General features: G+C 64.1%; 27 protein-coding genes, 3 tRNA genes and 1 pseudogene. 21 read left to right on the top strand and 10 right to left on the bottom strand.

What is annotated here, in order from left to right; genetic code table 11:
- Window positions 1-163: 163 nt before the first annotated feature.
- From WAO18_RS13565 to WAO18_RS13520, 10 genes are all read left to right on the top strand, one after another.
- The gene (locus WAO18_RS13565; RefSeq protein WP_422206781.1) at window positions 164-1,771 is read left to right on the top strand and encodes a virulence factor Mce family protein; all 1,608 of its coding nucleotides are present in this window, start codon (window positions 164-166) and stop codon (window positions 1,769-1,771) included.
- A complete protein-coding gene (locus WAO18_RS13560; protein WP_422206780.1) occupies window positions 1,768-2,925 on the top strand; it encodes a virulence factor Mce family protein in 1,158 nt (385 codons plus the stop codon). Before WAO18_RS13565 ends, WAO18_RS13560 begins: the two co-directional genes overlap by 4 nt.
- On the top strand, window positions 2,919-4,469 hold the full coding sequence (locus WAO18_RS13555; protein ID WP_422206779.1) for an MCE family protein: 1,551 nt from the start codon (window positions 2,919-2,921) through the stop codon (window positions 4,467-4,469). Before WAO18_RS13560 ends, WAO18_RS13555 begins: the two co-directional genes overlap by 7 nt.
- A gap of 119 nt (window positions 4,470-4,588) precedes the next feature.
- Window positions 4,589-4,927, top strand: coding sequence for a type II toxin-antitoxin system Phd/YefM family antitoxin (locus WAO18_RS13550; protein WP_422206778.1), 339 nt, complete (start codon window positions 4,589-4,591; stop codon window positions 4,925-4,927).
- A gap of 39 nt (window positions 4,928-4,966) precedes the next feature.
- Window positions 4,967-5,416, top strand: a complete 450-nt coding sequence (locus WAO18_RS13545; RefSeq protein ID WP_422206777.1) for a universal stress protein — start codon at window positions 4,967-4,969, stop codon at window positions 5,414-5,416.
- A gap of 49 nt (window positions 5,417-5,465) precedes the next feature.
- Entirely contained in the window at window positions 5,466-6,482 is a 1,017-nt protein-coding gene (locus WAO18_RS13540) for an amidohydrolase family protein (protein ID WP_422206776.1), read from the top strand.
- A gap of 21 nt (window positions 6,483-6,503) precedes the next feature.
- Entirely contained in the window at window positions 6,504-6,851 is a 348-nt protein-coding gene (locus WAO18_RS13535; protein ID WP_422206775.1) for a hypothetical protein, read from the top strand.
- Window positions 6,852-6,892: 41 nt separating this feature from the next.
- The gene (gene cynS / locus WAO18_RS13530; protein WP_422206774.1) at window positions 6,893-7,360 is read left to right on the top strand and encodes a cyanase; all 468 of its coding nucleotides are present in this window, start codon (window positions 6,893-6,895) and stop codon (window positions 7,358-7,360) included.
- A 53-nt stretch (window positions 7,361-7,413) separates the two neighbouring features.
- A complete protein-coding gene (locus WAO18_RS13525) occupies window positions 7,414-8,775 on the top strand; it encodes a DUF2254 domain-containing protein (protein ID WP_422206773.1) in 1,362 nt (453 codons plus the stop codon).
- Window positions 8,776-8,792: 17 nt separating this feature from the next.
- Window positions 8,793-9,803, top strand: coding sequence for a patatin-like phospholipase family protein (locus WAO18_RS13520; RefSeq protein ID WP_422206772.1), 1,011 nt, complete (start codon window positions 8,793-8,795; stop codon window positions 9,801-9,803).
- A gap of 4 nt (window positions 9,804-9,807) precedes the next feature.
- Here the strand turns inward: WAO18_RS13520 and WAO18_RS13515 are convergent, their stop codons facing one another.
- From WAO18_RS13515 to WAO18_RS13505, 3 genes are all read right to left on the bottom strand, one after another.
- The gene (locus WAO18_RS13515) at window positions 9,808-10,506 is read right to left on the bottom strand and encodes a crotonase/enoyl-CoA hydratase family protein (RefSeq protein ID WP_422206771.1); all 699 of its coding nucleotides are present in this window, start codon (window positions 10,504-10,506) and stop codon (window positions 9,808-9,810) included.
- A gap of 13 nt (window positions 10,507-10,519) precedes the next feature.
- Window positions 10,520-11,359, bottom strand: coding sequence for a hypothetical protein (locus WAO18_RS13510; RefSeq protein WP_422206770.1), 840 nt, complete (start codon window positions 11,357-11,359; stop codon window positions 10,520-10,522).
- A 75-nt stretch (window positions 11,360-11,434) separates the two neighbouring features.
- Window positions 11,435-12,151, bottom strand: a complete 717-nt coding sequence (locus WAO18_RS13505; RefSeq protein WP_422206769.1) for an MBL fold metallo-hydrolase — start codon at window positions 12,149-12,151, stop codon at window positions 11,435-11,437.
- 118 nt (window positions 12,152-12,269) lie between these two features.
- Here WAO18_RS13505 and WAO18_RS13500 point away from each other — a divergent pair.
- From WAO18_RS13500 to rplA, 11 genes are all read left to right on the top strand, one after another.
- A tRNA-Thr gene (locus tag WAO18_RS13500) sits at window positions 12,270-12,342 on the top strand.
- A 52-nt stretch (window positions 12,343-12,394) separates the two neighbouring features.
- Window positions 12,395-12,468 (top strand) — tRNA-Met (locus WAO18_RS13495).
- Between the two features lie 35 nt (window positions 12,469-12,503).
- A complete protein-coding gene (gene rpmG, locus WAO18_RS13490; protein ID WP_003898538.1) occupies window positions 12,504-12,671 on the top strand; it encodes a 50S ribosomal protein L33 in 168 nt (55 codons plus the stop codon).
- A gap of 49 nt (window positions 12,672-12,720) precedes the next feature.
- Window positions 12,721-13,200 carry a (3R)-hydroxyacyl-ACP dehydratase subunit HadA gene (gene hadA / locus WAO18_RS13485; protein WP_422206768.1) on the top strand — a complete coding sequence of 160 codons (480 nt, stop codon included), beginning with the start codon at window positions 12,721-12,723 and terminating at the stop codon, window positions 13,198-13,200.
- Window positions 13,187-13,615, top strand: a complete 429-nt coding sequence (gene hadB / locus WAO18_RS13480) for a (3R)-hydroxyacyl-ACP dehydratase subunit HadB (protein WP_422206767.1) — start codon at window positions 13,187-13,189, stop codon at window positions 13,613-13,615. Before hadA ends, hadB begins: the two co-directional genes overlap by 14 nt.
- A gap of 2 nt (window positions 13,616-13,617) precedes the next feature.
- The gene (hadC, locus tag WAO18_RS13475) at window positions 13,618-14,118 is read left to right on the top strand and encodes a (3R)-hydroxyacyl-ACP dehydratase subunit HadC (RefSeq protein WP_422206766.1); all 501 of its coding nucleotides are present in this window, start codon (window positions 13,618-13,620) and stop codon (window positions 14,116-14,118) included.
- Window positions 14,119-14,252: 134 nt separating this feature from the next.
- Window positions 14,253-14,325 (top strand) — tRNA-Trp (locus tag WAO18_RS13470).
- A gap of 57 nt (window positions 14,326-14,382) precedes the next feature.
- Window positions 14,383-14,814, top strand: coding sequence for a preprotein translocase subunit SecE (secE, locus tag WAO18_RS13465; RefSeq protein ID WP_422206765.1), 432 nt, complete (start codon window positions 14,383-14,385; stop codon window positions 14,812-14,814).
- A gap of 149 nt (window positions 14,815-14,963) precedes the next feature.
- Window positions 14,964-15,677 carry a transcription termination/antitermination protein NusG gene (gene nusG / locus WAO18_RS13460; RefSeq protein WP_422206783.1) on the top strand — a complete coding sequence of 238 codons (714 nt, stop codon included), beginning with the start codon at window positions 14,964-14,966 and terminating at the stop codon, window positions 15,675-15,677.
- A gap of 73 nt (window positions 15,678-15,750) precedes the next feature.
- Complete coding sequence (gene rplK / locus WAO18_RS13455; RefSeq protein WP_422206764.1) at window positions 15,751-16,179, top strand: 50S ribosomal protein L11; 429 nt, start codon at window positions 15,751-15,753, stop codon at window positions 16,177-16,179.
- Between the two features lie 74 nt (window positions 16,180-16,253).
- Window positions 16,254-16,958, top strand: a complete 705-nt coding sequence (gene rplA / locus WAO18_RS13450; protein ID WP_422206763.1) for a 50S ribosomal protein L1 — start codon at window positions 16,254-16,256, stop codon at window positions 16,956-16,958.
- A 116-nt stretch (window positions 16,959-17,074) separates the two neighbouring features.
- On the opposite strand, the gene WAO18_RS13445 is transcribed toward rplA, so the two are convergent.
- From WAO18_RS13445 to WAO18_RS13415, 7 genes and pseudogenes are all read right to left on the bottom strand, one after another.
- Window positions 17,075-18,289, bottom strand: a complete 1,215-nt coding sequence (locus tag WAO18_RS13445; RefSeq protein ID WP_422206762.1) for an RNA polymerase sigma factor — start codon at window positions 18,287-18,289, stop codon at window positions 17,075-17,077.
- Between the two features lie 7 nt (window positions 18,290-18,296).
- Window positions 18,297-18,998: a YciI family protein gene (locus tag WAO18_RS13440; protein ID WP_422206782.1), complete on the bottom strand. Its 702-nt coding sequence runs from the start codon at window positions 18,996-18,998 to the stop codon at window positions 18,297-18,299.
- A 96-nt stretch (window positions 18,999-19,094) separates the two neighbouring features.
- Complete coding sequence (locus tag WAO18_RS13435) at window positions 19,095-19,988, bottom strand: cyclopropane mycolic acid synthase family methyltransferase (protein ID WP_422206761.1); 894 nt, start codon at window positions 19,986-19,988, stop codon at window positions 19,095-19,097.
- A 123-nt stretch (window positions 19,989-20,111) separates the two neighbouring features.
- Window positions 20,112-20,975: a cyclopropane mycolic acid synthase family methyltransferase gene (locus WAO18_RS13430; RefSeq protein ID WP_422206760.1), complete on the bottom strand. Its 864-nt coding sequence runs from the start codon at window positions 20,973-20,975 to the stop codon at window positions 20,112-20,114.
- Between the two features lie 127 nt (window positions 20,976-21,102).
- The gene (locus WAO18_RS13425) at window positions 21,103-22,005 is read right to left on the bottom strand and encodes an alpha/beta fold hydrolase (RefSeq protein ID WP_422206759.1); all 903 of its coding nucleotides are present in this window, start codon (window positions 22,003-22,005) and stop codon (window positions 21,103-21,105) included.
- Window positions 22,006-22,017: 12 nt separating this feature from the next.
- Window positions 22,018-23,367, bottom strand: a complete 1,350-nt coding sequence (locus WAO18_RS13420; RefSeq protein WP_422206758.1) for an ABC1 kinase family protein — start codon at window positions 23,365-23,367, stop codon at window positions 22,018-22,020.
- Between the two features lie 52 nt (window positions 23,368-23,419).
- Window positions 23,420-23,540, bottom strand: a pseudogene (locus WAO18_RS13415) (alpha/beta hydrolase); the annotation flags it as partial.

The following is a 23,540-nucleotide window of genomic DNA, read 5'->3' as shown; positions in this document are numbered from 1 at the left end:
GCACCGAGCCGCTGATGCCAGCCGGCCCGCCCCCGCCGCCGTCGATGTTTGCGCCCGCGCTGCCGCCGGGTCCGGCGCCGCAGGGACCGGGTGAGCAACTGCCGGCTCCGTTCATCAACCCGGGCGGCGCCGGCGGTAGCGGTATCACGGGAGGTAACCAGAATTGAACGGCACCTCTTTTTCCCGCAAACTGCGGCCGCGGAGATCGGTGATCATCGGCGCGCTCGCCGTCGCGCTGGCGCTTGCCCTCGCGTTCGTTGGATTCCAGTTGTACAAAAAGTTCACGAATAACACTGTGGTGGCCTACTTCCCGGCTGCCAACGCACTGTATTCCGGCGACCGGGTCGAGATCATGGGCATTCGGGTGGGCTCCGTGGACGAGATCGAACCGGCCGGCGACAAGATGAAGGTGACCTTCCACTACGCCAACAAATACAAGGTGCCCGCCAACGCATCGGCGGTGATCCTGAACCCCACCCTGGTGGCGTCGCGAAGCATTCAGTTGGAGCCACCGTACAAAGGTGGTCCGGTGCTGGCCGACAACTCGGTGATCCCGATCGAACGCACTGAGGTGCCGACGGAGTGGGACCAACTTCGCGGAAGCGTCGCCAACATCATCTCCAAACTCGGCCCGACACCCGAGCAGCCCAAGGGACCGTTCGGCGAGGTCATCGAGTCTTATGCCGATGGGCTGGCCGGCAAGGGCAAACAGATCAACACCACGCTGGACAGCCTGTCACGGTCGTTGACCGTGCTGAACCAGGGGCGTGGCGACTTCTTCGCGGTGGCACGCAGTTTGGCGCTTTTCGTCAACGCCCTGCACAAAGATGACCGGCAGTTCGTCGCGTTGAACACCAATCTGGCACAGTTCACCGACAACTTGACCAACTCCGATCATGAGCTGGCCAACGCGATACAGCAGTTCGACGGTCTCCTCACCACAGTTCGCCCGTTCCTCGACAAAAACCGCGAGGTGCTGACGCGCGACATCGACAACCTCGCCACCGTGACCACCACGCTGGTGCAGCCCGAGCCGCTGAATGGTTTGGAGACCGGCCTGCATGTCCTTCCGACGCTGAGCGCGAACCTCAGCGAGATCTATCACCCGTCGCACGGTGCCGTGATGTCCATTCCGGCGATCCCGAACTTCACGAACCCAATGCAGTTCCTCTGCAGCATGATTCAGGCCGGCAGCCGGCTCGGCTATCAAGAATCCGCCGAACTCTGTGCGCAATACCTCGCACCGATTCTCGATGCGATCAAGTTCAACTATCTGCCGTTCGGGCTCAATATGTTCAGCACCGCCGAGACGCTCCCCAAGGAAGTCGCCTACTCCGAGGACCGGCTGCACCCGCCGAACGGATACAAGGACACCACCGTTCCCGGGATCTGGGTGCCCGATACACCCTTGTCCCACAAGAACACTCAGCACGGCTGGATTACCGCGCCGGGCATGCAGGGCGTGAAGGTAGGGCCGATCACGGCCGCCCTGTTGACCCCCGAATCGCTGGGCGAACTCATGGGCGGCCCGGACATTGCACCGGTTCAGTCAAACCTGCAGACCCCGCCCGGACCGCCGAACGCGTACGACGAGGCGCCCGGCCCGGCGCCCTTCATTGGCGTACCCGGTAATCCGGGACCGATCCCGCCGCCACCGCCCGGGCCGGGCGTGGTCCCGGGTCCGGTCGCACCGACCCCAGTGTCCGGAGCGGCGCCAGGACCGCCGTTGCCCGCTGAGGCGGCGTCCGCACCGGCAGGAGGTGGCCCGTGAAGCGTGGACTGGTGCGCCGGGCCCGGCGGGGTCTAGTTCTCCCGGTGGTTGCCGTCACGCTGGCGTCGTGCGCGAGCTGGCACGGAATCGCGAATGTGTCGATGCCCGGCGGCCCTGGCAGCGGAGCCGGCTCCTACACCGTCTACGTGCAGATGCCCGACACGCTGGCTCTGAACGACAACAGCCGGGTGCGGGTGGCCGATGTCTTTGTCGGCACGGTGCGTGGGATCACGCTGTCGAACTGGGTCGCGACGTTGAGGCTGGGTCTGGACAAGAGCGTCAAATTGCCGGAAAACGCCACCGCCAAGATCGGGCAGACCAGCCTTCTCGGTTCTCAGCATGTGGAGCTGGCCGCGCCACCCAATCCGTCCCCGAAGCCACTGAAGAACGGCGACACCATCCGGCTGACGAATTCGTCGGCCTACCCGTCGACGGAGCAGACGCTGGCCAGTCTCGCCTTGATCTTGCGCGGCGGTGGAATCCCGAACCTCGAATCGCTGCAGAACGAGATCTACAACGTCGTGAATGGGCGGGCCGGGCAGATCCGGGCTTTCCTCGGCAAGCTGGACACCTTCACCGCACGACTCGACGAGCAACGCGGTGACATTATTCGAGTGATCGACTCCACCAACCGGCTGCTGGCCTTTGTCGCTTCCCGCTCGGACGTTCTGGACCGGGTGCTCACCGAATTCCCGCCGCTGATCAAGCATTTCGCCGAAAAGCAGAACCTTCTGATCAACGCGGTGGACGCGATTGGCCGGCTCAGCCAAGTTGCCGACCAATACTTGTCCGCCTCGCGGGGCGACCTCCATCAGGACCTGCTGTCGCTGCAGTGCCCGCTGCGAGAACTCGGCCGTGCCTCACAGTATTTGATCCGCGCGCTCAAGCTGATCCTCGTCCAGCCGTTCGATCTCGATGCCGTGCCGAAGTCGTTCCGGGGTGATTATTTCAATCTGTCACTGACGCTCGACCTCACGCTGAGCGCGGTCGACAACGCGATGCTCACCGGGACCGGATTCTCGGGAGCGCTGCGCGCGCTCGAGCAGTCCTACGGTCGTGACCCCGAAACGATGATCCCCGACGTCCGATACACCCCGAACCCGAACGACGTTCCCGGCGGTCCGCTGGTCGAAAGGGCGGACAGGCAATGTTGACCCGTTTCATCTGGCGTCAGCTGGTTCTGTTCACCATGCTGAGTGTGGTCACAGCGATTGCGCTGGGCTGGTACTACCTGCGGATTCCGACTGCGGTGGGGATCGGCCAGTACACGCTGAAGCTGGAGCTGCCCACGTCGGGCGGACTGTACAAGACGTCCAACGTGACGTACCGCGGTGAAACCATCGGCAAGGTCACCGCCGTCGAGCCGACCGAGGACGGTGTGCGGGCGACCATGAGTATCGCCGACCGGTACAAGATCCCAATCGACGCGTCGGCGAACGTGCATTCGGTGTCGGCGGTCGGCGAGCAGTACGTGGATCTGGTGTCGGAAGGCAATCAGGGCAGCTACTTCTCGCCGGGACAGACTATTACCAAAACCACTGTGCCCGTTGAGATCGGGCCGACGTTGGACGCCGCCAACCGCGGGCTGGCCGTGCTGCCGAAGGACAAGATCGCCTCGCTGCTCGACGAGACGGCCCAAGCCGTAGGCGGGCTGGGGCCGGCACTGCAACGGCTCGTCGACGCGACCCAGGCTATCGCCGGTGACTTCAAGGCCAACATCTCCGATGTCAACGACATCATCGAAAGCTCCGCACCGATCCTGGACAGCCAGGTCACCTCGAGCGACGCAATCGGGCGCTGGTCGCACAACCTGGATGTGCTGTTCGCGCAGACCGCAGAAAACGACCAGCACCTGCGCAACATCCTGACCCAAGCGGCGCCGACTGCGGATCTGGTCAACTCGGTGTTCAGCGATGTCCGCGAGTCGCTTCCGCAGACGCTGGCGAATCTCGAGATCGTGCTCGACATGCTCAAGCGCTACCACAAGGGCGTCGAGCAACTGCTGGTATTCCTGCCGCAAAACGCCGCGGCCGCCGAGACGGCAACAGTGGCGTTCCCGGGCTACGCCTCGCTCGACACCGCGCTGACGATCAACCAGCCGCCGCCGTGTACGACCGGCTTTCTCCCCGCGCCTCAGTGGCGGTCTCCGGCAGACACCAGCCTGGCGCCGTTGCCGTCCGGAACGTATTGCAAGATCCCGCAAGACATTCCGGCCAACGCCGTGCGCGGGGCACGTAACGTTCCGTGCGTCGATGTCCCCGGCAAACGCGCTGCGACACCGCGCGAGTGCCGCGATCGGAAACCGTACGTTCCGTTGGGCACTAACCCGTGGTACGGCGACCCCAATCAGATCCTCAACTGTCCGGCGCCCGGTGCTCGCTGTGACCAGCCGGTCGACCCCGGCCACGTGATAGCCGCGCCGTCGATCAACACGGGCCTCAACCCGGCGCCTGCCGACAAGGTGACAGGGACGCCACCTCCCGCCAGCGATCCGCTGCAGCGGCCGGGATCGGGGAGCGTGCAGTGCAACGGCCAACAGCCGAACCCCTGCGTTTATACCCCCGGCGGGCCTCCCACGGCTGTCTACAGTCCACAGAGCGGCGAACTGGTAGGGCCCGACGGTGCCAAGTACGCGGTCGAGGATTCGAGGAAAACAGGAGACGACGGATGGAAGGACATGCTGGCGCCGGCCGGCTGAATATTGACACTGACCGCACGTACAGTCATATACTGAGCGCGATCGGCTGGCAGCAGCTCTGCGCACACGCCTAATTCGACATCGCGCGGCCGGCCGGTGAACACAAAGATCGGAGCGAAATGCGGGAAGTGATTGGCGTAGGCCAACTTCGGAGTCACGCATGTGGGTATCTCGATCGGGTTGGCGCCGGGGAGACGATCGATGTCATCCGTCACGGCAAGCTGGTGGCCCGGATCGTGTCGATCGGTGACTGGAGGGTGGCGCCGATCTCGGAGCGATCTGTCAAAGTCATGGCACCGGACACCGGCGGGTGGGTCGGGCTTGACGAACTGCGAAAACGTGCAGGGCGGTGTTTCGACCGGGTTGCCGCCGGGGAGACGATTAAAGTCGTCCGTGGCGGCAAGCTGGTTGCTCGCATCGTGTCAGCCGCCGGGAACGACCCGCGCCGGATAGCTTGATACGCATCCGACCACCAAAAACGACGCTGTGGAGGGCACATGACGACCTACAAGACTGTGGTGGTCGGCACCGACGGCTCCGAGTCTTCGCTACGCGCGGTCGACCGGGCCGGCAAGATTGCCGCCGAGTCCAACGCCAAGCTGATCATCGCGACCGGCTATTTACCGGAGAAGGATGACCTACGCGCTATCGATGCCCTTGGGCAGGAGGGCTACAAGGTCTCCGGAAACGCGCCTGTCTATGCGATGTTGCACGATGCACGCGATCGCGCGAAGGCGGCCGGGGCCACCAACATCGAGGATCGCCCGATCAAGGGTGCGCCCGTCCATGCGTTGGTGGACCTTGCCGAGGAGGTCGGCGCCGATCTGCTGGTGGTCGGCAATGTCGGGCTGGACACCGGAGCCGCGATCATCGGCCGGGTGTTCTCGATACCCGGAGCCGTCGCCACTCGAGCCAAGATCGACGTGTTGATCGCCCACACCACCTGACCGTTGCGCTTGCAGCTCATACTCAGATCCGTTCGGTATGAGTGGGCTGATGAAGATCATTGCTTTCGAGGAGCACTACACGCTCCCGGCTATCGCGGACGCTCACCCCAACAGCCCGCGCGCATTGTTCGACGAGAGCAGGGGCGGACGCGGTTGGCCGCCGGCGGGCATTGAGGACTTGGGGCAGCGGCGAATCGCCGCGATGGACGCGGCGGGTATCGACGTGCAGATCCTCTCCAACGTGCCCGGCGTCGAGGCTGTCGAGATACCGCGCGCCGTCGAGCTGGCCAGGCAGGCCAACGACGCCGTGGTCGCCGCCGCCACCGAGCATCCCGACCGGTTCCTCGGGTTTGCCACGCTGCCGATGCGCGACCCGACGGCTGCCGTGGCCGAGCTGGAGCGAACCGTGCGCGACCACGGCTTCGTCGGCGCGCTGATCAACGGCCACATCGATGGCCGCTACCTCGACGACCAGTTTTTCTGGCCGGTGTTCGAATCCGCCGAATCCCTTGGCGTGCCGATTTATCTGCATCCCACCGTGCCGCCCCGGCCGGTGATCGACGCGTATTACCGGGGTCTGGCGCCGGCGGTGTCGGCCAAGCTGGCCGTCGCGGGGCTGGGCTGGCACATTGATACCGGAATCCATTGCGTGAGAATCATTCTCGGCGGTGTCTTCGACCGCTTTCCCAAGCTGCAGGTCATCGTCGGGCATCACTTCGAGGCGCTGAGTTGGATGGCGTGGCGAACGGACCACTCATTTCCGCCGGAGGAGAGCGGTCTGAAGCGGACCGTCAAGGAATACCTGCGGGAGAACTTCTACGGTGGCATCCTGGCCGGCGACTACGCCAATCAAGAACCGGGCGCGACCGATCCGAGTTGGAGCCTGTCGTTCAACGCCTATCAGGCGATGGCCAACGTGATCGGCATCGACCGGGTGGTGTTCACCGCCGACTATCCGTTCGCCAACATGGAAGCCGGCCGGAAGTTCCTGGAGCAGATGCCAATCCCGCCGGCGGACAAGGAGAAGATCGCCCACTCCAACGCCGAACGCCTGCTCGGGATTTAGGCTCGGCGTTTCGCCGTAAATGTGACTGCCACGGCGCTGCTCGCGGTCTTTGCGCTCGGGCGATATATGGCCATCATGCTCATGCTTGTGTTCGCCATGTCGATGGGTGTGGTGCTCACGCCGATGGCCGCGCTCGGTGTCATACAGGCGCCCGAGGACGAGCCGGGGTCACTGCCGGGGATCAGCAATGCCGCGTTCGGCATCGGTGGCTCGCCCGGATTCGCCTGGGCCGGAACGGTTGTCGGGGAGGGCACCGAGGCGTCCTTCCACTCGGCGTTGTGGATCTGCGTCGCGATCGGCATCGCCGCGATTGTGACCAGCCTGATCCTCAAGCCCCGAACAGCGCCGATGGCAGCTGACGCGGTGTGATATCGCATGTGGTCCCAAAACCGAAGGAGGCCTAATAGTTCATGCTGGTAACCATGACGCGCAACGAGATCACCGAACAGATCGTGGTCGCCCGCCTGGCTAAAGGCCTGACCTGGCAGGAGTTGGCCGACGCGATCGACCGACCGGTGGTATGGACCACGTCGGCGCTACTCGGCCAGCAGCCGATTCCCGCTGAGCTGGCCAAGATCCTGGTCGGGATGCTCGGCCTCGACGAGGCGGTGATCCCGCTGCTGGCCGCCGTGCCCATGCGCGGCGGGCTGCCCACGGCGGTGCCCACCGACCCGACTATCTACCGTTTCTACGAGGCCCTGCAGGTCTACGGGCCGGCGGTCAAGGAGCTCATTCACGAGCAGTTCGGCGACGGGATCATGAGCGCGATCAACTTCAGCGTCGACGTGCAGAAGAAGCCGCACCCGTCCGGCGACCGCGTCGTGGTGACACTTGACGGGAAATTTCTTCCCTACGACTGGGTTTCAGCAGATCCGTAAAGATATTGTCAATAAACGCGCGCGGAGAGCCCCGCGCGCTTAACTTTTGCTAGGTGCAGAGTCCGTACTTCGAGGCTGATTGGCGACGCGAGGCGCTGCGGACCAACCTGTGGATCGTTCCAGTCATGGAAACGGTTGCGGTCGTGGTGCTCTTCGTTGTCACCTACTCAGTCGACCGCGCGGCGTATGACGGAGCGATCCAGCTGCCGTCGTGGGTGCTCAGCGGCACCTCCGATGTCGCGCGGGTGCTGCTGGCGACCGTCGCCGCGGCGATCATCACCGTGGTCGGCATCGTCTTCTCGATCACCATCGTGGCCCTGACGCTTGCCTCAACGCAGTTCGGGCCGCGAATGCTGCGCAACTTCGTCCGGGACCCCGGAACTCAAATTGCCTTGGGAACTTTCGTGGCGTCGTTCTGCTACGCGATGATCGCCCTGGTCTCGGTGGGCGGCGGTCCACATGGCGATTTCGTTCCCCATCTGTCGATCACGGTGACCCTACTGTTCACGCTGCTCGATGTCGCCGTGCTGATCTTCTTCTTCAATCACATCGCTTCGATGATTCAGCTTCCAGTGGTGATTGCCAAGATTGCCGCCACGCTGGACGCCGAGATCGAGGGGTTTGAGCGCGGTAGCGATTTCGGGGTCGGCGCGGCACGCGGCCGGTCGCACAAGGAACTGCTGGCGCAGTTGGCCGAGTCCGGCGCCCCGATCCGCACGCCGCGCAGCGGCTATCTTCAGGTCATCCGGCATGATGCGTTGGTGAAAATCGCGGCGAAGGCCGATGCAGTCGTTCAATTGCCTTACCGTCCTGGGCATTTCGTGGTGGCCGGTCAGGTGATCGCCCGAGTATGGCCGCCCGAAGCTGCCGAGACCGTTGAGGAACGTCTGGCGCTGGGACATGTGACGGGCGCCTATCGCACACTTCCGCAGGATATTTCGTTCGGCTTCGATCAACTGGTCGAGATCGCGTTGCGCGCGCTGTCGCCCGCGGTCAACGACACGTTTACCGGGATGACCTGTGTGGACTGGATTGCCGATTGCCTGGTCCGACTTTCCACCTCTTGGCATCCGCATCGGATCCGGCGTGACGCCGACGGGCATATACGCCTCATCGCCTTCCAGCCCGATTTCGACCGGATTGTGGAGCGCTGCTTCGACACCATCCGGCAGGCCGCAATTGGAATGCCCGCCATTATGATTCGGCAACTTGATGCCTTGGCAAAGGTCATCGAACAAACTCCCGATCGTAGACGCCGCACCCCGCTGATCCGCCAAGCCGAGGCGATTCAGCGTTTGAGTCTGGCCACGGTGACCGACCCGTCGGACCGCGCCGACGTCACGGAGCGCTATGAGGCAGTCCTTGCGCTGGTCACGCCGGTCGCGGCAGAGTCGAGCGAGCTTCGCCTGGCCTAGCGGCTACAGTTCGCAGAGTGACTACCGAACTCAAGGCGGACCTCGTCCTCTCGGGTGGCGGCGTCAAGGGCATCGGCCTGGCCGGCGCCGCGGTCGCCCTGATGGAAGCGGGATACGCGATACAGCGGGTTTCCGGCACGTCGGCGGGCTCGATCGTCGGCGCGATCCTGGCGGCCGGCGCCGACGAACTGACCCCCGAGCAGCTCGAGCAGCTCACCATGACGCTGCCCTACCGAAAATTCCTCGACCCGACGCGCCTCACCGGTATCCCGTTGCTCGGCCCAGCGTGGGGCGTATTGAGCGAAACCGGTATCTACAAGGGCGATTTCGCTCACGACTGGATCCGTTCCGAGCTGGCCAACCTCGGCGTGCGCACCTTTGGCGACCTGGCTATCGACGCCCCGCACCTGCCGCCGGAGCAGCGCTACCGATTGGTCGTGACGGCGACCGACGTGACCACCGGGCAGTTGGTCCGCCTACCGTGGGACTACCACCGACTGTATGGCCTCGACCCCGACGAACAGCAGGTTGCCGACGCCGTTCGCGCCTCGATGTCGATTCCGTTCTTCTTCCGAACCACCAAGGTGACCAGCGCCGGCGGCCTGACGTCCACGCTGGTCGATGGCGGCATGCTGTCGAACTTCCCGATCGACTCGTTCGACCGTCGTGACGGTAAGCCGCCACGCTGGCCGACCTTCGGAGTCACGTTGCTGCCCAACCTCCCGCAAGGCAATGACAAAGTGATTCCGGTTCTGGGGCCGGTGAATTGGCTCTTCGGCGGGCCGCCACTGATCGAGGCGTTGATCACCACGATGATCGTCGGCCGAGACCAGACTTATCTGAATCAGCCATGGGTCGACTCGCGGGCGATCCGCGTCGATTCATCCAAGGTCGGATTTCTCGACTTCAACATCGGCGCAAAGCAGATGCAAGAGCTCTATCAGAGCGGCTACAACGGGGCGATTGACTTCCTGTCCACCTGGAACTGGGACGAATACCTCGAGTGCTTCCGGCGACCGGTCGCCTGAGCAGCTAGACCTCGAATTCGGCTGCCATATTGTCGATTCCGGCGCGAATCGCGGTCAGCGCCTCGGCTCGGGCGCGCAGCTTGGTGCCGACATGGGCGTGCTGTTTGAGCGTCGTGAAATCCCGCGCGGCTTCCTCGGCGCGGCTGAGCACCATGTCGGGCAGCACGATTTCGTCGATCCAGCCCGCGGCCACCGCGGTCTCACCGAAGAACGTCTTCGCCAACCCCGCGGCCTGCTGATAGGCCGACCTGGTCAGCCGCAGCTTCATCACTTCCAGCGCCGCGTACGGAATCGTCATCCCGATCGCGACCTCGTTGGCCTGAATGTTGTAGGCGGGGGCCGCAACTCGGTGATCGCCACTGGCCAGCAGGAAAGCGCCCATCGCGATGGCGTGGCCGGTGCAGGCCATCGCCACCGGCTTGGGGTAGGAGAGCAGCCGATGGGACAGTTCGAAGCCGCCCTTCAGCATGTCGATCGCGGGCTGGATTTCGCCGGACGTCAGGATCTTCAGGTCGAACCCGCCGCTGAAAACCCGGTCGTTTCCGGCGATCACGACAGCGCCGGCATCGTCGCGGTCGGCGTGGTCGAGCGCCTCGTGGAGGGCCTGCTGCATCGTCGGGCCGAGAACGTTGACCTTGCCGTCGTTCATCGTGATGAACGCGATGGAATCATCGAGGCGATATGTGACCGGACCGTCGCTCATGGAGTCGATTGAATCAGACCGCCCGCTCGCCGCGGTGCTTGCCTAGTTCATCTTCGGCGTCACCCCAGCGCAGGCTGACGTCAGTCGGCGGCGCTTCGATCTGCCGGGTACGCCACCGATCCTTGGTCTCGTCGACCGCGCGGTTGATCCGCTCGATCTCGGCGCGGAACACGTCGGCGCGAGTTTCCTTGGTGGCGTAGTGGAAATAGGTCAGCAGGCTGCGCAACAGTTCCAGCTTCTGCTTTTCCCGCTTGGCCAGGTCGTGGTTGGTCATCAGCTCGATCCGCTGGACCGGCGGCAACGACGCCCAGTCGAGCACCACCTTGGTCTCCAGCGCTTGCCGGCGACGCTGCCAGAACTTCCAGCCGCGGGGAACCTCGACGCGGTCGTAGAAGGTCACCGTGCCGGGGAAGCGCGATTCGATGCCCTCACCGAGCTCCGTGCGGTCGAGCGCTGAATCCCACACCGTGCGCCATTCCTGGCCGGGCGCCAATGTCGGCAGCTGGCGGGGGAGTTGCAGTTCCACGACGTCGGCATAACCGTCGGTGGCGTTTTCGTATTCAGCGACGGTTGGGGGGTGCGGAAAGGTGAACGAGATGTCGTAGGCGGGAGTTTTTCCGAAATTCCGGACGACTAGTTCAATCACATGCCAGTCGGCGGCATGGGGCTCCATGAACATCCCGACGTGCGGCCGGTTTTCCTCGGACGCCAGTCGTTGGTTGCGCCGGATTTGGACGTTGGCATACACGAGGGCGACGACCCCGAGCGCGAGCAAAGCCCATACGGCCCACGCCAACCAGGTAGTGGACCCCGTGCCCGCAACCTCATGCCATCGATCGCGAATCCATTCCATTTGAAGAAGCCATCGCTTTCGCCTAAATCACGCGCTTGGCCGCGTGAATATTCGCTGGAGAGCCCACACGCGCAGTTATCCGCCCATCAGGGTTCGCCATTGCTCAAGATTACCGACTCGGTAGACATAATTTGAGCGCTTGACCTCAGACAGCGAGGCGTTTGGTTCAAGCGAATACCAGTGTCCGGGAAATACCGTTGGATTTCCAGTTAGCTGAGCAAGCTTCTGCAGGCTCCGGAACATTTCGTCGGAGTCACCACCGGGAAAGTCGGTGCGTCCACAACCCTCCAGGAACAAAGTGTCGCCCGCTACCAATCGGCCGTCGAGCAAAAAGCATTGGCTGCCCGGCGTATGACCCGGCGTGTGCAGCAACTCGATGTCGATGGCGCCGACGCTGACCTTGTCGCCGTGCTCATGCGAGGTGAGATCGCTCATCGGGATCCCGGTGATCCGCGAAACAAACTGCGCCTCTTGGGAATTGACGTGGACTGGAACGCTGACGCGTTCGAGCAGCTCGGCCAGACCCTTCAGCTCGAAGCCCATCATCGAGCCGCCGACGTGGTCGGGGTGGTGGTGGGTGACCAGCACCCCGGACAGGTGCATGCCATCGGCCTCGAGCGCATCGACCAGGTCGCCGGCGGCGTACGCCGGGTCGACCACGACGCAGTCCCCGGTCTGCCGGTCGCCGATCAGGTAGGCAAAGTTGCGCATCTGCGTCGCGATCCCGTCACCCTGGGCGAAGTCGCGGCCGGAGAGCAATTGACGGAAGTACAATTGATCGGTGTCAGACACCTGCACAGCCTAAGCGGGCCCGCGACGCGGGGTAAACCTCACCGTTTGGTGCCCTCGCAGACCAGGCTGTACCCTCTTTTAGGCCCAAGGCATTGACCTACCGGTCGCTACGGGTGCGGCCCCCTTAGCTCAGTCGGTAGAGCGTTTCCATGGTAAGGAAAAGGTCAACGGTTCGATTCCGTTAGGGGGCTCGGTGGACGCCGAGCAGACAGGCGGCCCGGAACGAAGGCAAAGCAGTCCCGAGGCGGTGTAGCTCAGTCGGTTAGAGCGAACGACTCATAATCGTTAGGTCGCCGGTTCGAGTCCGGCCATCGCTACAAGACAACAACGAGAACCGGAAAAGAGAACTGAAGTGGCCTCCAGTACCGACGTACGGCCCAAGATCACCTTGGCGTGCGAGGTGTGCAAACACCGCAACTACATCACCAAGAAGAACCGCCGCAACGACCCCGACCGGCTGGAGCTGAAGAAGTTCTGTCCGAATTGCGGCAAGCACCAGGCGCACCGCGAGACCCGCTAACGGGATCCGTCAGCTATCTACTCAGACGGACTAGGTAGATTCAAGAGTCATGTCGCTAGGCCAGAATGCCATCGGGAAGCGCTTCCGCTACCCCGATCACTACATCGTCGAGCGGGAAAAGGTTCGCGAGTACGCGGTCGCCGTCAAGAACGACGACATCGTGTTCTTCGAGGAGAAAGCTGCCGAAGAGCGGGGCTACGACGGGCTGCTGGCTCCGCTGACTTTCATCTCGGTGTTCGGTTACCAAGCCGTGGCGGCGTTCTTCGAGTGGGCCAATATCGCCATTCAGGAGGCGCAGGTCGTTCAGGTTGATCAGTCGCTGAAGTATTTCGCGCCGATTAAAGTGGGCGATCGCCTTTACTGCGACGTGGAGATCGAGTCGGTACGGCGCGCCCACGGCACCGACATCGTCATGACCAAGCAGACCATCACCAACGATGCTGGTGAGGTAGTTCAGGAAACTTATACGACCCTGGCAGGTCGTGCAGGTGAAGACGGAGAAGAGGGTTTCAGCGATGCCACTGCGTGAGTTCGATTCGGTGAAGGTGGGTGACCAACTTCCGGAGAAGGTCTACCCGTTGACCCGCCAGGATTTGGTGAACTATGCCGGCGTCTCCGGTGACCTGAACCCGATTCACTGGGACGACGAAATCGCCAAGGTCGTCGGTCTGGACACAGTGATCGCGCACGGCATGCTGACCATGGGTCTGGGCGGCGGCTTCATCACCTCGTGGGTCGGCGATCCGGGCGCGGTCACCGAGTACAACGTGCGGTTCACCGCGGTGGTACCGGTGCCCAACGACGGCAAAGGCGCCGAGATCGTGTTCACCGGCAGGGTGAAGTCGCTCGATCCGGAAAGCAAGTCGGTGACGATCGCGTTGACGGCTACCACCGATGGGAAGAAGATCTTCGGTCGGGCGATCGCTTCGGCGAAGCTGGCGTAACGGTGGCGATCAACACCGACATTCTCGGAATGAGTTGGGACTATTCAGACAGCTATGAGGTGGGCCGCGAGAAGTTGCGCGAATTCACCAAGGCGGTCAAGGCCGACGACCCGGCCAGTCTGGATGAAGGGGCTGCCGCCGAACTCGGATATGACGCCCTGGTCGCGCCGCCGACCTTTGTCACGATCCTTGGGCAGCTGGTCCAGGCCGACTTCATGCGCCACGTTGATACCGGCTACGAGACGATGCAGATCGTCCAGGTCGACCAGCGGTTTATCTATCACAAGCCGATCCTTGCCGGCGACGTGCTGCACGCCCGGATGGAGGTCCATTCCGTCGTGGAGCGGTTCGGGGCCGACATCGTGGTGACTAGGAACACCTGCACCAACCAGGCCGGAGAGCTCGTGTTGGAGGCCTACACGACGGTGATGGGGCACGAGGGCGACGACTCGATCAATATCAAGTGGGACACGGAAAGCGGGCAGATCGTCAGGACGGCGTAATTAGTACCTGACACCTGCTGCGTTGTACACTCGCAGCTCGGGGTTTTCCCATTACCAGCGTGTTTTTCCTTAAGGTGGAGAGCGCGCGCGTCAGGTGAGTCCCGACACGCGCAGGTTGGCCTGCCAACCAGCGAAGGGGCGTAGCTCAACTGGCAGAGCAGCGGTCTCCAAAACCGCAGGTTGCAGGTTCAAGTCCTGTCGCCCCTGCAATGGTGGACACTGGAAGGTGACCACCACGCACACGATTGAACGAAGGAGCATGCGGTGAGCGACGAACGCGTCGATGCCGACGCCGCAGCCGACGGCGGCGGAACAGACGACTCGCAGGGCGGTCGCACCGCCGTGGTGACCCCGCAGCGACCCACCGGCAAGCGGTCCCGTCAGCGGGCTGACGCCGGTAACGCATCCGGCGCAGTCGAGCTCACCGACAGCGACGCCGACGACGCCAAGGCCGCCAAGAAGGCGAAGAAAGCCAAGAAGGCCCGTACATCGGACGAGCCGTCGAGCAATCCGATCGTGTTCGTCGTCAACTACCTCAAGCAGGTCGTTGCCGAGCTGCGCAAGGTCATCTGGCCCAACCGCAAGCAGATGGGCTCCTACACCTCGGTGGTGTTGGTGTTCCTGGTGTTCATGGTGACGTTGATCGGCCTGGTGGATCTGGGCTTGGCCAAGCTGGTGCTGCTGGTGTTCGGCTGACGCCACCACGAGCTGACATTTAAGGGAAGGACCCATAAACCGTGACTACCTCCGACGGCGATCTGCCGGTGGGTGAGACGGTCGACATCGAAGCTGCGCTGCAAGACGTGACTGCTGACGATGCACCGGAGACGGCCAGCGCCGAGCCGGTGGCCGAGGAGGCCGTTGAGCCGGCTGAGGCTGCCGCCGCACCCGAGGAGCCGGCTGAGCCCGAAGCGGAGCCGGCTGAGCCCGAAGAGGTCGACCCGGCCGCGGCGTTGAAGGCCGATCTGCGCAGCAAGCCTGGCGACTGGTACGTCATCCACTCCTACGCCGGCTACGAGAACAAGGTGAAAGCCAACCTCGAAACCCGTGTGCAGAATCTGGACGTCGGCGACTACATCTTCCAGGTGGAAGTGCCCACCGAAGAGGTCACCGAGATCAAGAACGGCCAGCGCAAGCAGGTCAATCGCAAGGTGCTGCCGGGTTACATCCTGGTGCGGATGGATCTGACCGACGACTCGTGGTCCGCGGTGCGAAACACCCCGGGCGTCACCGGATTCGTCGGCGCGACGTCTCGTCCGTCGGCGCTGAGGCTCGACGACGTGGTGAAGTTCCTGCTGCCGCAGGGCGCCGCCAAGAAGCCCGCCAAGGGTGCCGCGAGCACCGCGACGGCGGCCAGCGAAGGCGGTCTGGAACGCGCGGTGATCGAGGTCGACTTCGAGGTCGGCGAGTCGGTGACCGTGATGGACGGACCGTTCGCCACGCTGCCGGCGACGATCAACGAGGTCAACGGCGAACAACAGAAACTCAAGGTGCTGGTGTCCATCTTCGGCCGCGAAACACCTGTCGAACTGGGCTTCACCCAGGTCTCCAAGATTTAGAGATACGGCGCCGGACGACGATGCGGGAGGTCCCGCTGAGAAGTCCGGCAATTAGGAAGGAACACCAACACTCATGGCCCCGAAGAAGAAGGTCGTCGGGCTGATCAAGCTGCAGATCGAGGCCGGTGCGGCCAACCCGGCTCCGCCGGTCGGTCCGGCGCTCGGCCAGCACGGCGTCAACATCATGGAGTTCTGCAAGGCGTACAACGCCGCGACGGAAAGCCAGCGCGGCAACGTCGTCCCGGTGGAGATCACCGTGTACGAGGACCGCAGCTTCACGTTCGCGCTGAAGACGCCGCCGGCTGCCAGGCTGCTGCTCAAGGCCGCGAAGGTGGCCAAGGGCTCGCCCGAGCCGCATGTCACCAAGGTCGCCAAGGTCACCTGGGATCAGGTCCGCGAGATCGCTGAGACCAAGAAGGCCGACCTGAACGCCAACGACATCGACGCAGCCGCCAAGATCATCGCCGGGACTGCCCGGTCGATGGGGATCACCGTCGAATAAGACGGCGTCCCCGTGGGAGGGCCAGCTTCGGCCCGCTACATCAACCACGACCCAACATCAGATTGGATTAACGAATGAGCAAGAACAGCAAGGCATATCGCGCCGCCCTCGAGAAGGTGGACCGCGACAGCCTCTACACCCCGCTGCAGGCCGCCAAGCTTGCCAAGGAGACGTCGTCGACCAAGCAGGACTCGACCGTCGAGGTGGCCATCCGGCTCGGGGTGGATCCGCGCAAAGCGGACCAGATGGTCCGCGGCACGGTCAACCTGCCGCACGGCACCGGTAAGACCGCCCGGGTCGCGGTGTTCGCGGTCGGCGAAAAGGCTGACGAGGCAACCGCTGCCGGCGCCGACGTGGTCGGCAGCGACGACCTGATCGAGAAGATCCAGGGCGGCTTCCTCGACTTCGACGCGGCGATCGCGACCCCCGACCAGATGGCCAAGGTCGGCCGCATCGCGCGGATTCTCGGACCGCGTGGCCTGATGCCCAACCCGAAGACCGGTACGGTCACCCCCGACATCACCAAGGCGGTGTCGGACATCAAGGGCGGCAAGATCAACTTCCGCATCGACAAGCAGGCCAACCTGCACTTCGTCATCGGCAAGGCGTCCTTCGGCGAGCAGCAGCTTGCGGAGAACTACGGCGCGGCGCTCGACGAGGTGCTGCGGCACAAGCCGTCGTCCTCAAAAGGCCGCTACCTGAAGAAGATCACGGTGTCGACGACCAACGGCCCGGGCATCCCGGTCGACCCGGCCGTCACCCGTAACTTCTCCGAATAAGCAAGGCGGGGTTCACCGGCGATCTCGGCGTTTACCTGGACGGCGAGCTCTACATCACCGGGCGAATCATTTCTCAGCGGCGAGTTGGGCCAACGCGGCCATTCCTGATCGATAGCCTATCCGCCGCACTCGACAATGCGTCTGCGCAGGTAGTCGCGACCCGGGTCGGAACCGTTGGACTCCAATGCAATTCGATACCAGCTGAGCGCGTCCGCTCGTCGTCCGGCGCGGCGCAGCAGGTCGGCGCGCACCGATGCGACCAGGTTGGACCGCGCGAGCCGCGGGTCGTGGGCGACCATCTCCAGCGCGGCCAGGCCGGCGTCCGGGCCGTCGCGGAAACCGACCGCCAAGGCCCGGTTGGCGCGTACCACTGGCGAATCCGTCATCCCCGACAACCTGTCGTAGGCCGTGCAGATCGTGCGCCAGTCGGTCTGCTCCCAGCACGGCGCCGTCGCATGCAGCGCGGCGATCACCGCCTGCGGCAGGTAGGGGCCGGTCGACCCGTGCGCCAGCCGGAGCCGATCCAGGCCGCGCGCGATCCGGCCGCGGTCCCATCGGCCCCGGTCCTGCTCCTCGAGTGGCACCAGCGCGCCGTCGGCGTCCACTCGGGTTGCCCGTCGCGAATCATGCAGCAGTACAAGGGCTTCCAACGCATGAGCCTCCAGCTCGGTCGGCATCAGTTTGCACAGCTCGGATGCTAACCGGACGCCCTCGTCGCACAACTCGTCGCGAATCGCCGACGGCCCGGCTGTCGACCAGTAGCCCTCGGTGAACACCGAATAGATGCAGCTGAGCACATGCGGCGTGCGCTCCGGCAATAACTCGGCCGGCGGTACCCGCAGCGGAATGTTCGCGTGCCGGACTTTGGTCTTCGCTCGGGTAATACGTTGCCCGACAGCAGCTTCCGTCTGTAGCAGCGCGCGGGCGATCTCGGCGACGGTAAGCCCCGACACCAGTCGCAGCGTCAGCGCCAGCTGTGACACTCGATCGAGCGCAGGATGCGCGCAGGTGAACATCATTCGCAGCTCGTCGTCGCGAACCGGATGGACATCCACCTCGGTGCGCGCCCGGATGTCGTCGACCACCGCCGCCAATTCCTTTCCCGGGCGCACCGACTCGCGACGCAATCGGTCGCGGGCGCGGTTGCGCGCCACGGTCAGCACCCATCCACCGGGGTTGTCCGGCACGCCGTCGCGCGGCCAGGTCCGCAGCGCTTCGGCGAAGGCTTCCTGAACGGCGTCCTCGGCGACGGTGAGATCACCCGACCACCGGGCCAGCGCGGCCACGGCCGGTCCCCACTCCCGCCGAAAGACGCCGTCCAGGTTGACCATTCGTGGGCTAGAGCCCCGACACCCCGGCCAACTGCCGCAGCTCCACAGCAGAAGCGGGAATCATCGATGCCAGCTTGACGGCCTCGTCGCGGTCGGCCGCCGACAGCAGGTAGACACCCGTGGCGATCTCGGCGCTTTCGGCGAACGGCCCATCGGTGAGGATCACCTGGCCATCGCGAACCCGCACGGTGGTCGCCGTCGCCGGCTCGTGCAGAGCCGCGCCGCCGACGATGTGGTTGCCTGCGGCACCCGCGAATTCGCCGTGCCGCGCTGCTTCGGCCTCCCACTCCGGTGTGCCAGGGGTGTTGACCGCGGCCGGCGGCTCCAATAGCAGCGCCAGCCACTGGGCGTCGGAACGCGCGGTCCACTCGGAGTCGAAGGTGTGGAAGGCTGGCCGAACCTCGATCGCGCCGTCCTGCGCGGCGGGAATGTCGCGGGCCAGTGCCAGCGCGTCGTCAAGATTCTCGGCTTCGAACACGTAGTAGCCGCAGGCGATCTCCGCCGCCTCGGCGAACGGTCCGTCGGTCACCGTCGGCGCCTCGGGACCACCCGTGATGCGGGCGCCGGTAGCCGACGGCAACAGCGCGTCGCCGGCGCGGATCGCCGACGCGGCTTTGGCGTGGAAGCTTTGGTAAGCCGCCATCCCTTCAGCGCGCTCGTCGGGCGTGAGCTCCCGCTCTTTACTGATCAACAACGCGAGGTACTGCATCGTGGTCACCTCCGGTAGTGAGCGAAACCCTGTGTTCCACTCTCTACCTGTCTGACGAACCGCGCAGTCACAATCCGACAGCGGCGGAAAGGAAAATCAGGCCGCGGCGCCCGGCTTCAGGTAGGTGACCAGGCTGACGTCAATGACTTCCTCGGTGAAGTAGCGCTCGCAGCCGCGCAGGTACCTCATGTACCGCTCGTAGACCTCTTCGGACTGGATCTCGATGGCCTTGGCTTTGTTGGCCTCCAGCGCGTTACCCCAGAGATGCAGGGTCTTGACGTAGCTCTCCCGCAACGAAAGCGGTTCGGGCACAATAAAACCCGCCTTCTCGCCGTGCTCGACCATCATGCCGGTGGACGGCAAGCGACCGCCGGGGAAGATCTCGGTGAGGATGAACTTGATGAACCGCGCCGTCTCGAAGGTGATTTTCTTGCCGCGGGCGTTCAGGTCGTACGGGTGATAGGCCACGCTGCTTTGCACGGTCATCCGCCCGTCCTCGGGCATGATGTTGAACGCGTTCTTGAAGTAGTGGTCGTAGTTCTCGAAGCCGAAGTGCTCGAAGGCCTCGATGGAAACGATCCGGTCGACGGGATCGCTGAAGTCCTCCCAGCCGCGCAGCAACACCTGGCGGGACCGGTCGGTGTCCAGATCGTCCAGTATCTGCTGGGCACGGGCGTGCTGGTTCTTGGAGAGCGTCAGGCCGATGACGTTGACGTCGTACTTCTCGACGGCCCGCTTCATCGTGGTGCCCCAGCCGCAGCCGATGTCGAGCAGCGTCATGCCCGGTTTCAGGTCCAACTGGTCGAGGTTCAGATCGACCTTGGCGATCTGGGCTTCCTCCAGCGACTGGTCGTCGCGCGTGAAGTAGGCGCTGCTGTAGGTCCGCGTCGGGTCCTGAAATAACCCGAAGAAGTCATCGGACAGGTCGTAGTGCGCCTGGATGTCTTCCGGACGCGTCCTTGTCTGCAATGGCCCTTGCTTCTCAGACATCAGCGTTTAATCACCCTTCCTACTGCCTGCGGTGTTACCCCACACCCAGGTTGCGTGAGCACCATACCCCGGCCTTATCGGACTCCGGAGTAACAACATCGTTGTACATTGTGCGGCTGGCGTTCACTTCTCCAGGGTGAATTGGTTGACATCGATGTAGCCGACCCGGAATAGCTTGGCGCAACCGGTCAAATAATGCATGTAGCGGTCGTACATCTCTTGGGACTGGATCTCGATGGCTTCGTCCTTGTGCGCCTCCAGCGCCGTGGACCAACAGTCAAGCGTCTTCGCGTAGTGCGGCTGCAGGGACTCCCGGCGGGTCAGGGTGAAGCCCCCGTTCGAGGAGCTGTCTTCCACCATCTCGATCGACGGCAACCGGCCGCCGGGGAAGATCTCTTCCATGATGAACTTCATGAATCGGGCCAGCTCGAACGTCAAAGGCATGCCGCGTTCGGTCATCTGCGTCGGCGTCAGGCCAGTGATGGTGTGCAGCAGCATCACCCCGTCGTCGGGCAGAGCTTTGTTGGCCATGGCGAAGAAGTCGTCGTAGCGGTCGTGGCCGAAGTGCTCGAATGCCCCAATCGACACGATCCGGTCCACCGGCTCGTCGAACTCCTCCCAGCCGGCCAGCCTGATCTGCTTGGTCCGGGGGCTGTCCATCGCGTCCAGCGTCTTCTGCACGTGTCCTGCCTGGTTCTTGGACAGCGTCAGGCCGATGACGTTGACGTCATACTTCTCGACCGCGCGGCGCATCGTGCTGCCCCAGCCGCAGCCCACGTCGAGCAGCGTCATACCGGGTTGTAAGCCGAGCTTGCCCAGCGCCAGGTCGACCTTGGCCTGCTGGGCTTCTTCCAGCGTCATGTCGTCGCGTTCGAAGTAGGCGCAGCTGTAGGTCTGGCTCGGGTCGAGGAAAAGCCGGAAAAATTCGTCCGACAGGTCGTAGTGGGCTTGGACGTCTTCGAAATGCGGCCTGAGCTTTTCGGCCATTGCGCAGCGCGCCTTCCTGGATTTTCTGGTGTCTGCCCGTCTCGGGTGTGACTACCCTGCCCCCCGGGTGATCCGGTGGCCATGCTAGTCGATTGGCCTGGTCAGGCCGAATCGGAGAAACCCAGGATCAGGCTTGTGCGAACGTGGCGGTTAGCTCGCCGGTGACCTGGTCCCACAGCTCTTCGGGCAGGTCGTGGCCCATGCCGTCGAACAACACCAGGCGGGCGCCCCGGATCGCGCGGGCGATCACCCGGCCGCCGAACGGTCGCTGCAACTTGTCGGCTTTGCCGTGCAGGACCACGGTCGGCGCGGTGATCTGCCGGTCGTAGCGGGCCAGGCTGCCGCTGGCGAGGATCGCGCCGAAATGCCGGGCCGTTCCCCACGGGTAGTAGCACCGTTCGTAGGCCTTGATGGCGTCGTCGCGCAGCCGCTGCTCGGGTGCCGGGTAGCGGGGGCTGCCGATGATCCGCCAGACCTTCACCGAGTAGTCGGCGATGACGTCGATCGGCGAATTGGGCGAGGGTCCTCGCAGGACGGCGAACAGCGCCCGCGGATGCGGCGGCGGCAGCAACGGCTGGTTGTTGCTGGAGAAGATCACCGCCAGCGAGCGGGTCCGCAGGGCGAACCGGGCCGCGAAGATCTGGGCGATCATGCCGCCCATCGACGCACCGACGATGTGGGCGCGGTCGATGTCGAGGTGATCGAGCAGCGCCGCCGCGTCATCGGCCATGTCCTCCAGCCGATAATCGGCCTGGCCGGGAATGCCGAAGAAGAACTTGACCATGTTCGGGACCATCGCCCCGGCGCTGCCGCGTCGCTCGGTCTTGCTGGACAGGCCGACGTCGCGGTTGTCGTAGCGGATCACCCGCAGGCCCTGCGCGACCAGTTTCTCGCAGAAGCCGTCGCGCCACAGCAGCAGCTGCGAGCCCAGGCCCATGATCAACAGGACGGCCGGGTCGCTCGGTTCGCCCATGTCTTCGTAGTAGATGTCCAAATCGCCCGAACGTGCTGTGCCGGTGCGGATTTGCATAAGTTGAACCTCTTAGACGTCGACGCCGGATTCGTTGTGCTCGCGAGCAACTTCCACCATGAAGTTAGCGAAGTAGCCGGTGAGCTGCGGGTCGGACATCATCTGCCAGCGCGGAGCCAGCAGTTTCATGTAGCGCTCGACATAAAGGAACTGCTTGCCGATCAACACCAGCTCACGCGGCAACTTCACGTCGTAGGCGTCGGCCAATGTCGAGAGCTGCTTGCCGATGTCGGCATAGGACAGCTCGCCCAGCGTCTGCATGGTCAACGGGGTGGCGAACTTCTCCAGATCCCTCGCGGCCTCGGCCTCCGGCCGCATCGTGCCGACGGCGCCCATCAGCACGACGATCTTGCCGGCAGCCGCGTGGTCCTTCTTCACCAGCAGGGCGTGCACCAGCTCGCGCAAGAGCCAGCGGGTGCGCGGATCGATGCGACCCATGATGCCGAAATCGAAGAACACGATGCGGCCCTGATCGTCGACATACAGGTTGCCGGCGTGCAGGTCGCCGTGGAACAGGCCGTGCCGCAGGCCGCCTTCGAAGAGGCTGAACAGCAGGGCCTTGACCAGCTCGGTGCCGTCGAATCCGGCCTTGCGGATGGCGGCAACGTCGTCGATGCGGATGCCCTGCACCCGCTCCATCGTCAGCACGCGCTCGGAGGTCAGGTCCCAGTAGACCTCGGGCACCCGGATGTTCTTGCCCAGCGGCGACGCATGCAGGTGGGAAACCCAGGCCTCCATCGACTGTGCCTCGAGGCGGAAACTCAGCTCTTCGGCCAGGTTGTCGGAGAAGTCCGCGACGACGTCCTGCGCCGACAACCGGCGACCCAGCTTGGCCAGCTCGACGGTCTGTGCGAAGCGCTTGAGGATCTGCAAGTCGGCGGCCACCCGGCGACGGATGCCCGGTCGCTGGATCTTGACGACGACCTCCTCGCCACTGTGCAGCGTGGCGTAGTGCACCTGGGCGATCGACGCCGACGCGAACGGCTCCTCCTCGAAGCTGGCGAACAGGTCCGACGGGTCGCCGCCGAGCTCCTCGGCGACCAGCTTGTGTACCTGGTCCTTGTCGGCCGGCGGAACCCGGTCGAGCAGGCCGCGGAATTCGCGCGACAGCTCTTCGCCGAAGGCGCCGGGGCTGGAGGCGATGATCTGGCCGAACTTGACGTACGTCGGGCCCAGGTCGGCGAAGGTCTGCGGCAGTTGCCTGATGACCTTTTGCTGCAACGGGCCTTTGCCGGCCAGCTTGGTCAGGACGCGGGCAGCGGTGCGGGTGACCTGCCACCCGGTCGCGCCGATGCGAGCCGCCTCGACCGGCAACGGCACCCGGTCAAGCCTGGCAACCCCGCGGTGGTTTTGGGAACTCATGGATGCAGTGTCTCAAATCGGTGTTGGCAAGTCCCAATTCCTGTGAGCCCGCTCACCTGATGGGCGCTCGGGCAAAGTTCTCGGTCAGGGTCTCGACGATCGGCCGCCACACCGGTTCGGGGAGGTCATGGCCCATGCCGTCGATCACCACGTAGCGGGCGCCCGGGATGGCC

The organism is Mycobacterium sp. (assembly GCF_049278535.1).
Taxonomy (GTDB): Bacteria; Actinomycetota; Actinomycetes; order Mycobacteriales; family Mycobacteriaceae; genus Mycobacterium.
This window is presented reverse-complemented; position numbering and strand designations above follow the sequence as displayed.

Coding starts and splice junctions, on each gene's coding strand:
- rplA (WP_422206763.1), top strand. CDS start 16,254: ATGAGCAAGAACAGCAAGGCATATCGCGCCGCCCTCGAGAAGGTGGAC.
- WAO18_RS13540 (WP_422206776.1), top strand. CDS start 5,466: ATGAAGATCATTGCTTTCGAGGAGCACTACACGCTCCCGGCTATCGCG.
- WAO18_RS13420 (WP_422206758.1), bottom strand. CDS start 23,367: ATGAGTTCCCAAAACCACCGCGGGGTTGCCAGGCTTGACCGGGTGCCG.
- WAO18_RS13425 (WP_422206759.1), bottom strand. CDS start 22,005: ATGCAAATCCGCACCGGCACAGCACGTTCGGGCGATTTGGACATCTAC.
- cynS (WP_422206774.1), top strand. CDS start 6,893: ATGCTGGTAACCATGACGCGCAACGAGATCACCGAACAGATCGTGGTC.
- hadA (WP_422206768.1), top strand. CDS start 12,721: ATGTCGCTAGGCCAGAATGCCATCGGGAAGCGCTTCCGCTACCCCGAT.
- WAO18_RS13510 (WP_422206770.1), bottom strand. CDS start 11,359: ATGGAATGGATTCGCGATCGATGGCATGAGGTTGCGGGCACGGGGTCC.
- WAO18_RS13440 (WP_422206782.1), bottom strand. CDS start 18,998: ATGCAGTACCTCGCGTTGTTGATCAGTAAAGAGCGGGAGCTCACGCCC.
- WAO18_RS13445 (WP_422206762.1), bottom strand. CDS start 18,289: ATGGTCAACCTGGACGGCGTCTTTCGGCGGGAGTGGGGACCGGCCGTG.
- WAO18_RS13430 (WP_422206760.1), bottom strand. CDS start 20,975: ATGGCCGAAAAGCTCAGGCCGCATTTCGAAGACGTCCAAGCCCACTAC.
- WAO18_RS13555 (WP_422206779.1), top strand. CDS start 2,919: ATGTTGACCCGTTTCATCTGGCGTCAGCTGGTTCTGTTCACCATGCTG.
- WAO18_RS13515 (WP_422206771.1), bottom strand. CDS start 10,506: ATGAGCGACGGTCCGGTCACATATCGCCTCGATGATTCCATCGCGTTC.
- hadB (WP_422206767.1), top strand. CDS start 13,187: ATGCCACTGCGTGAGTTCGATTCGGTGAAGGTGGGTGACCAACTTCCG.
- WAO18_RS13435 (WP_422206761.1), bottom strand. CDS start 19,988: ATGTCTGAGAAGCAAGGGCCATTGCAGACAAGGACGCGTCCGGAAGAC.
- WAO18_RS13545 (WP_422206777.1), top strand. CDS start 4,967: ATGACGACCTACAAGACTGTGGTGGTCGGCACCGACGGCTCCGAGTCT.
- WAO18_RS13550 (WP_422206778.1), top strand. CDS start 4,589: ATGCGGGAAGTGATTGGCGTAGGCCAACTTCGGAGTCACGCATGTGGG.
- rplK (WP_422206764.1), top strand. CDS start 15,751: ATGGCCCCGAAGAAGAAGGTCGTCGGGCTGATCAAGCTGCAGATCGAG.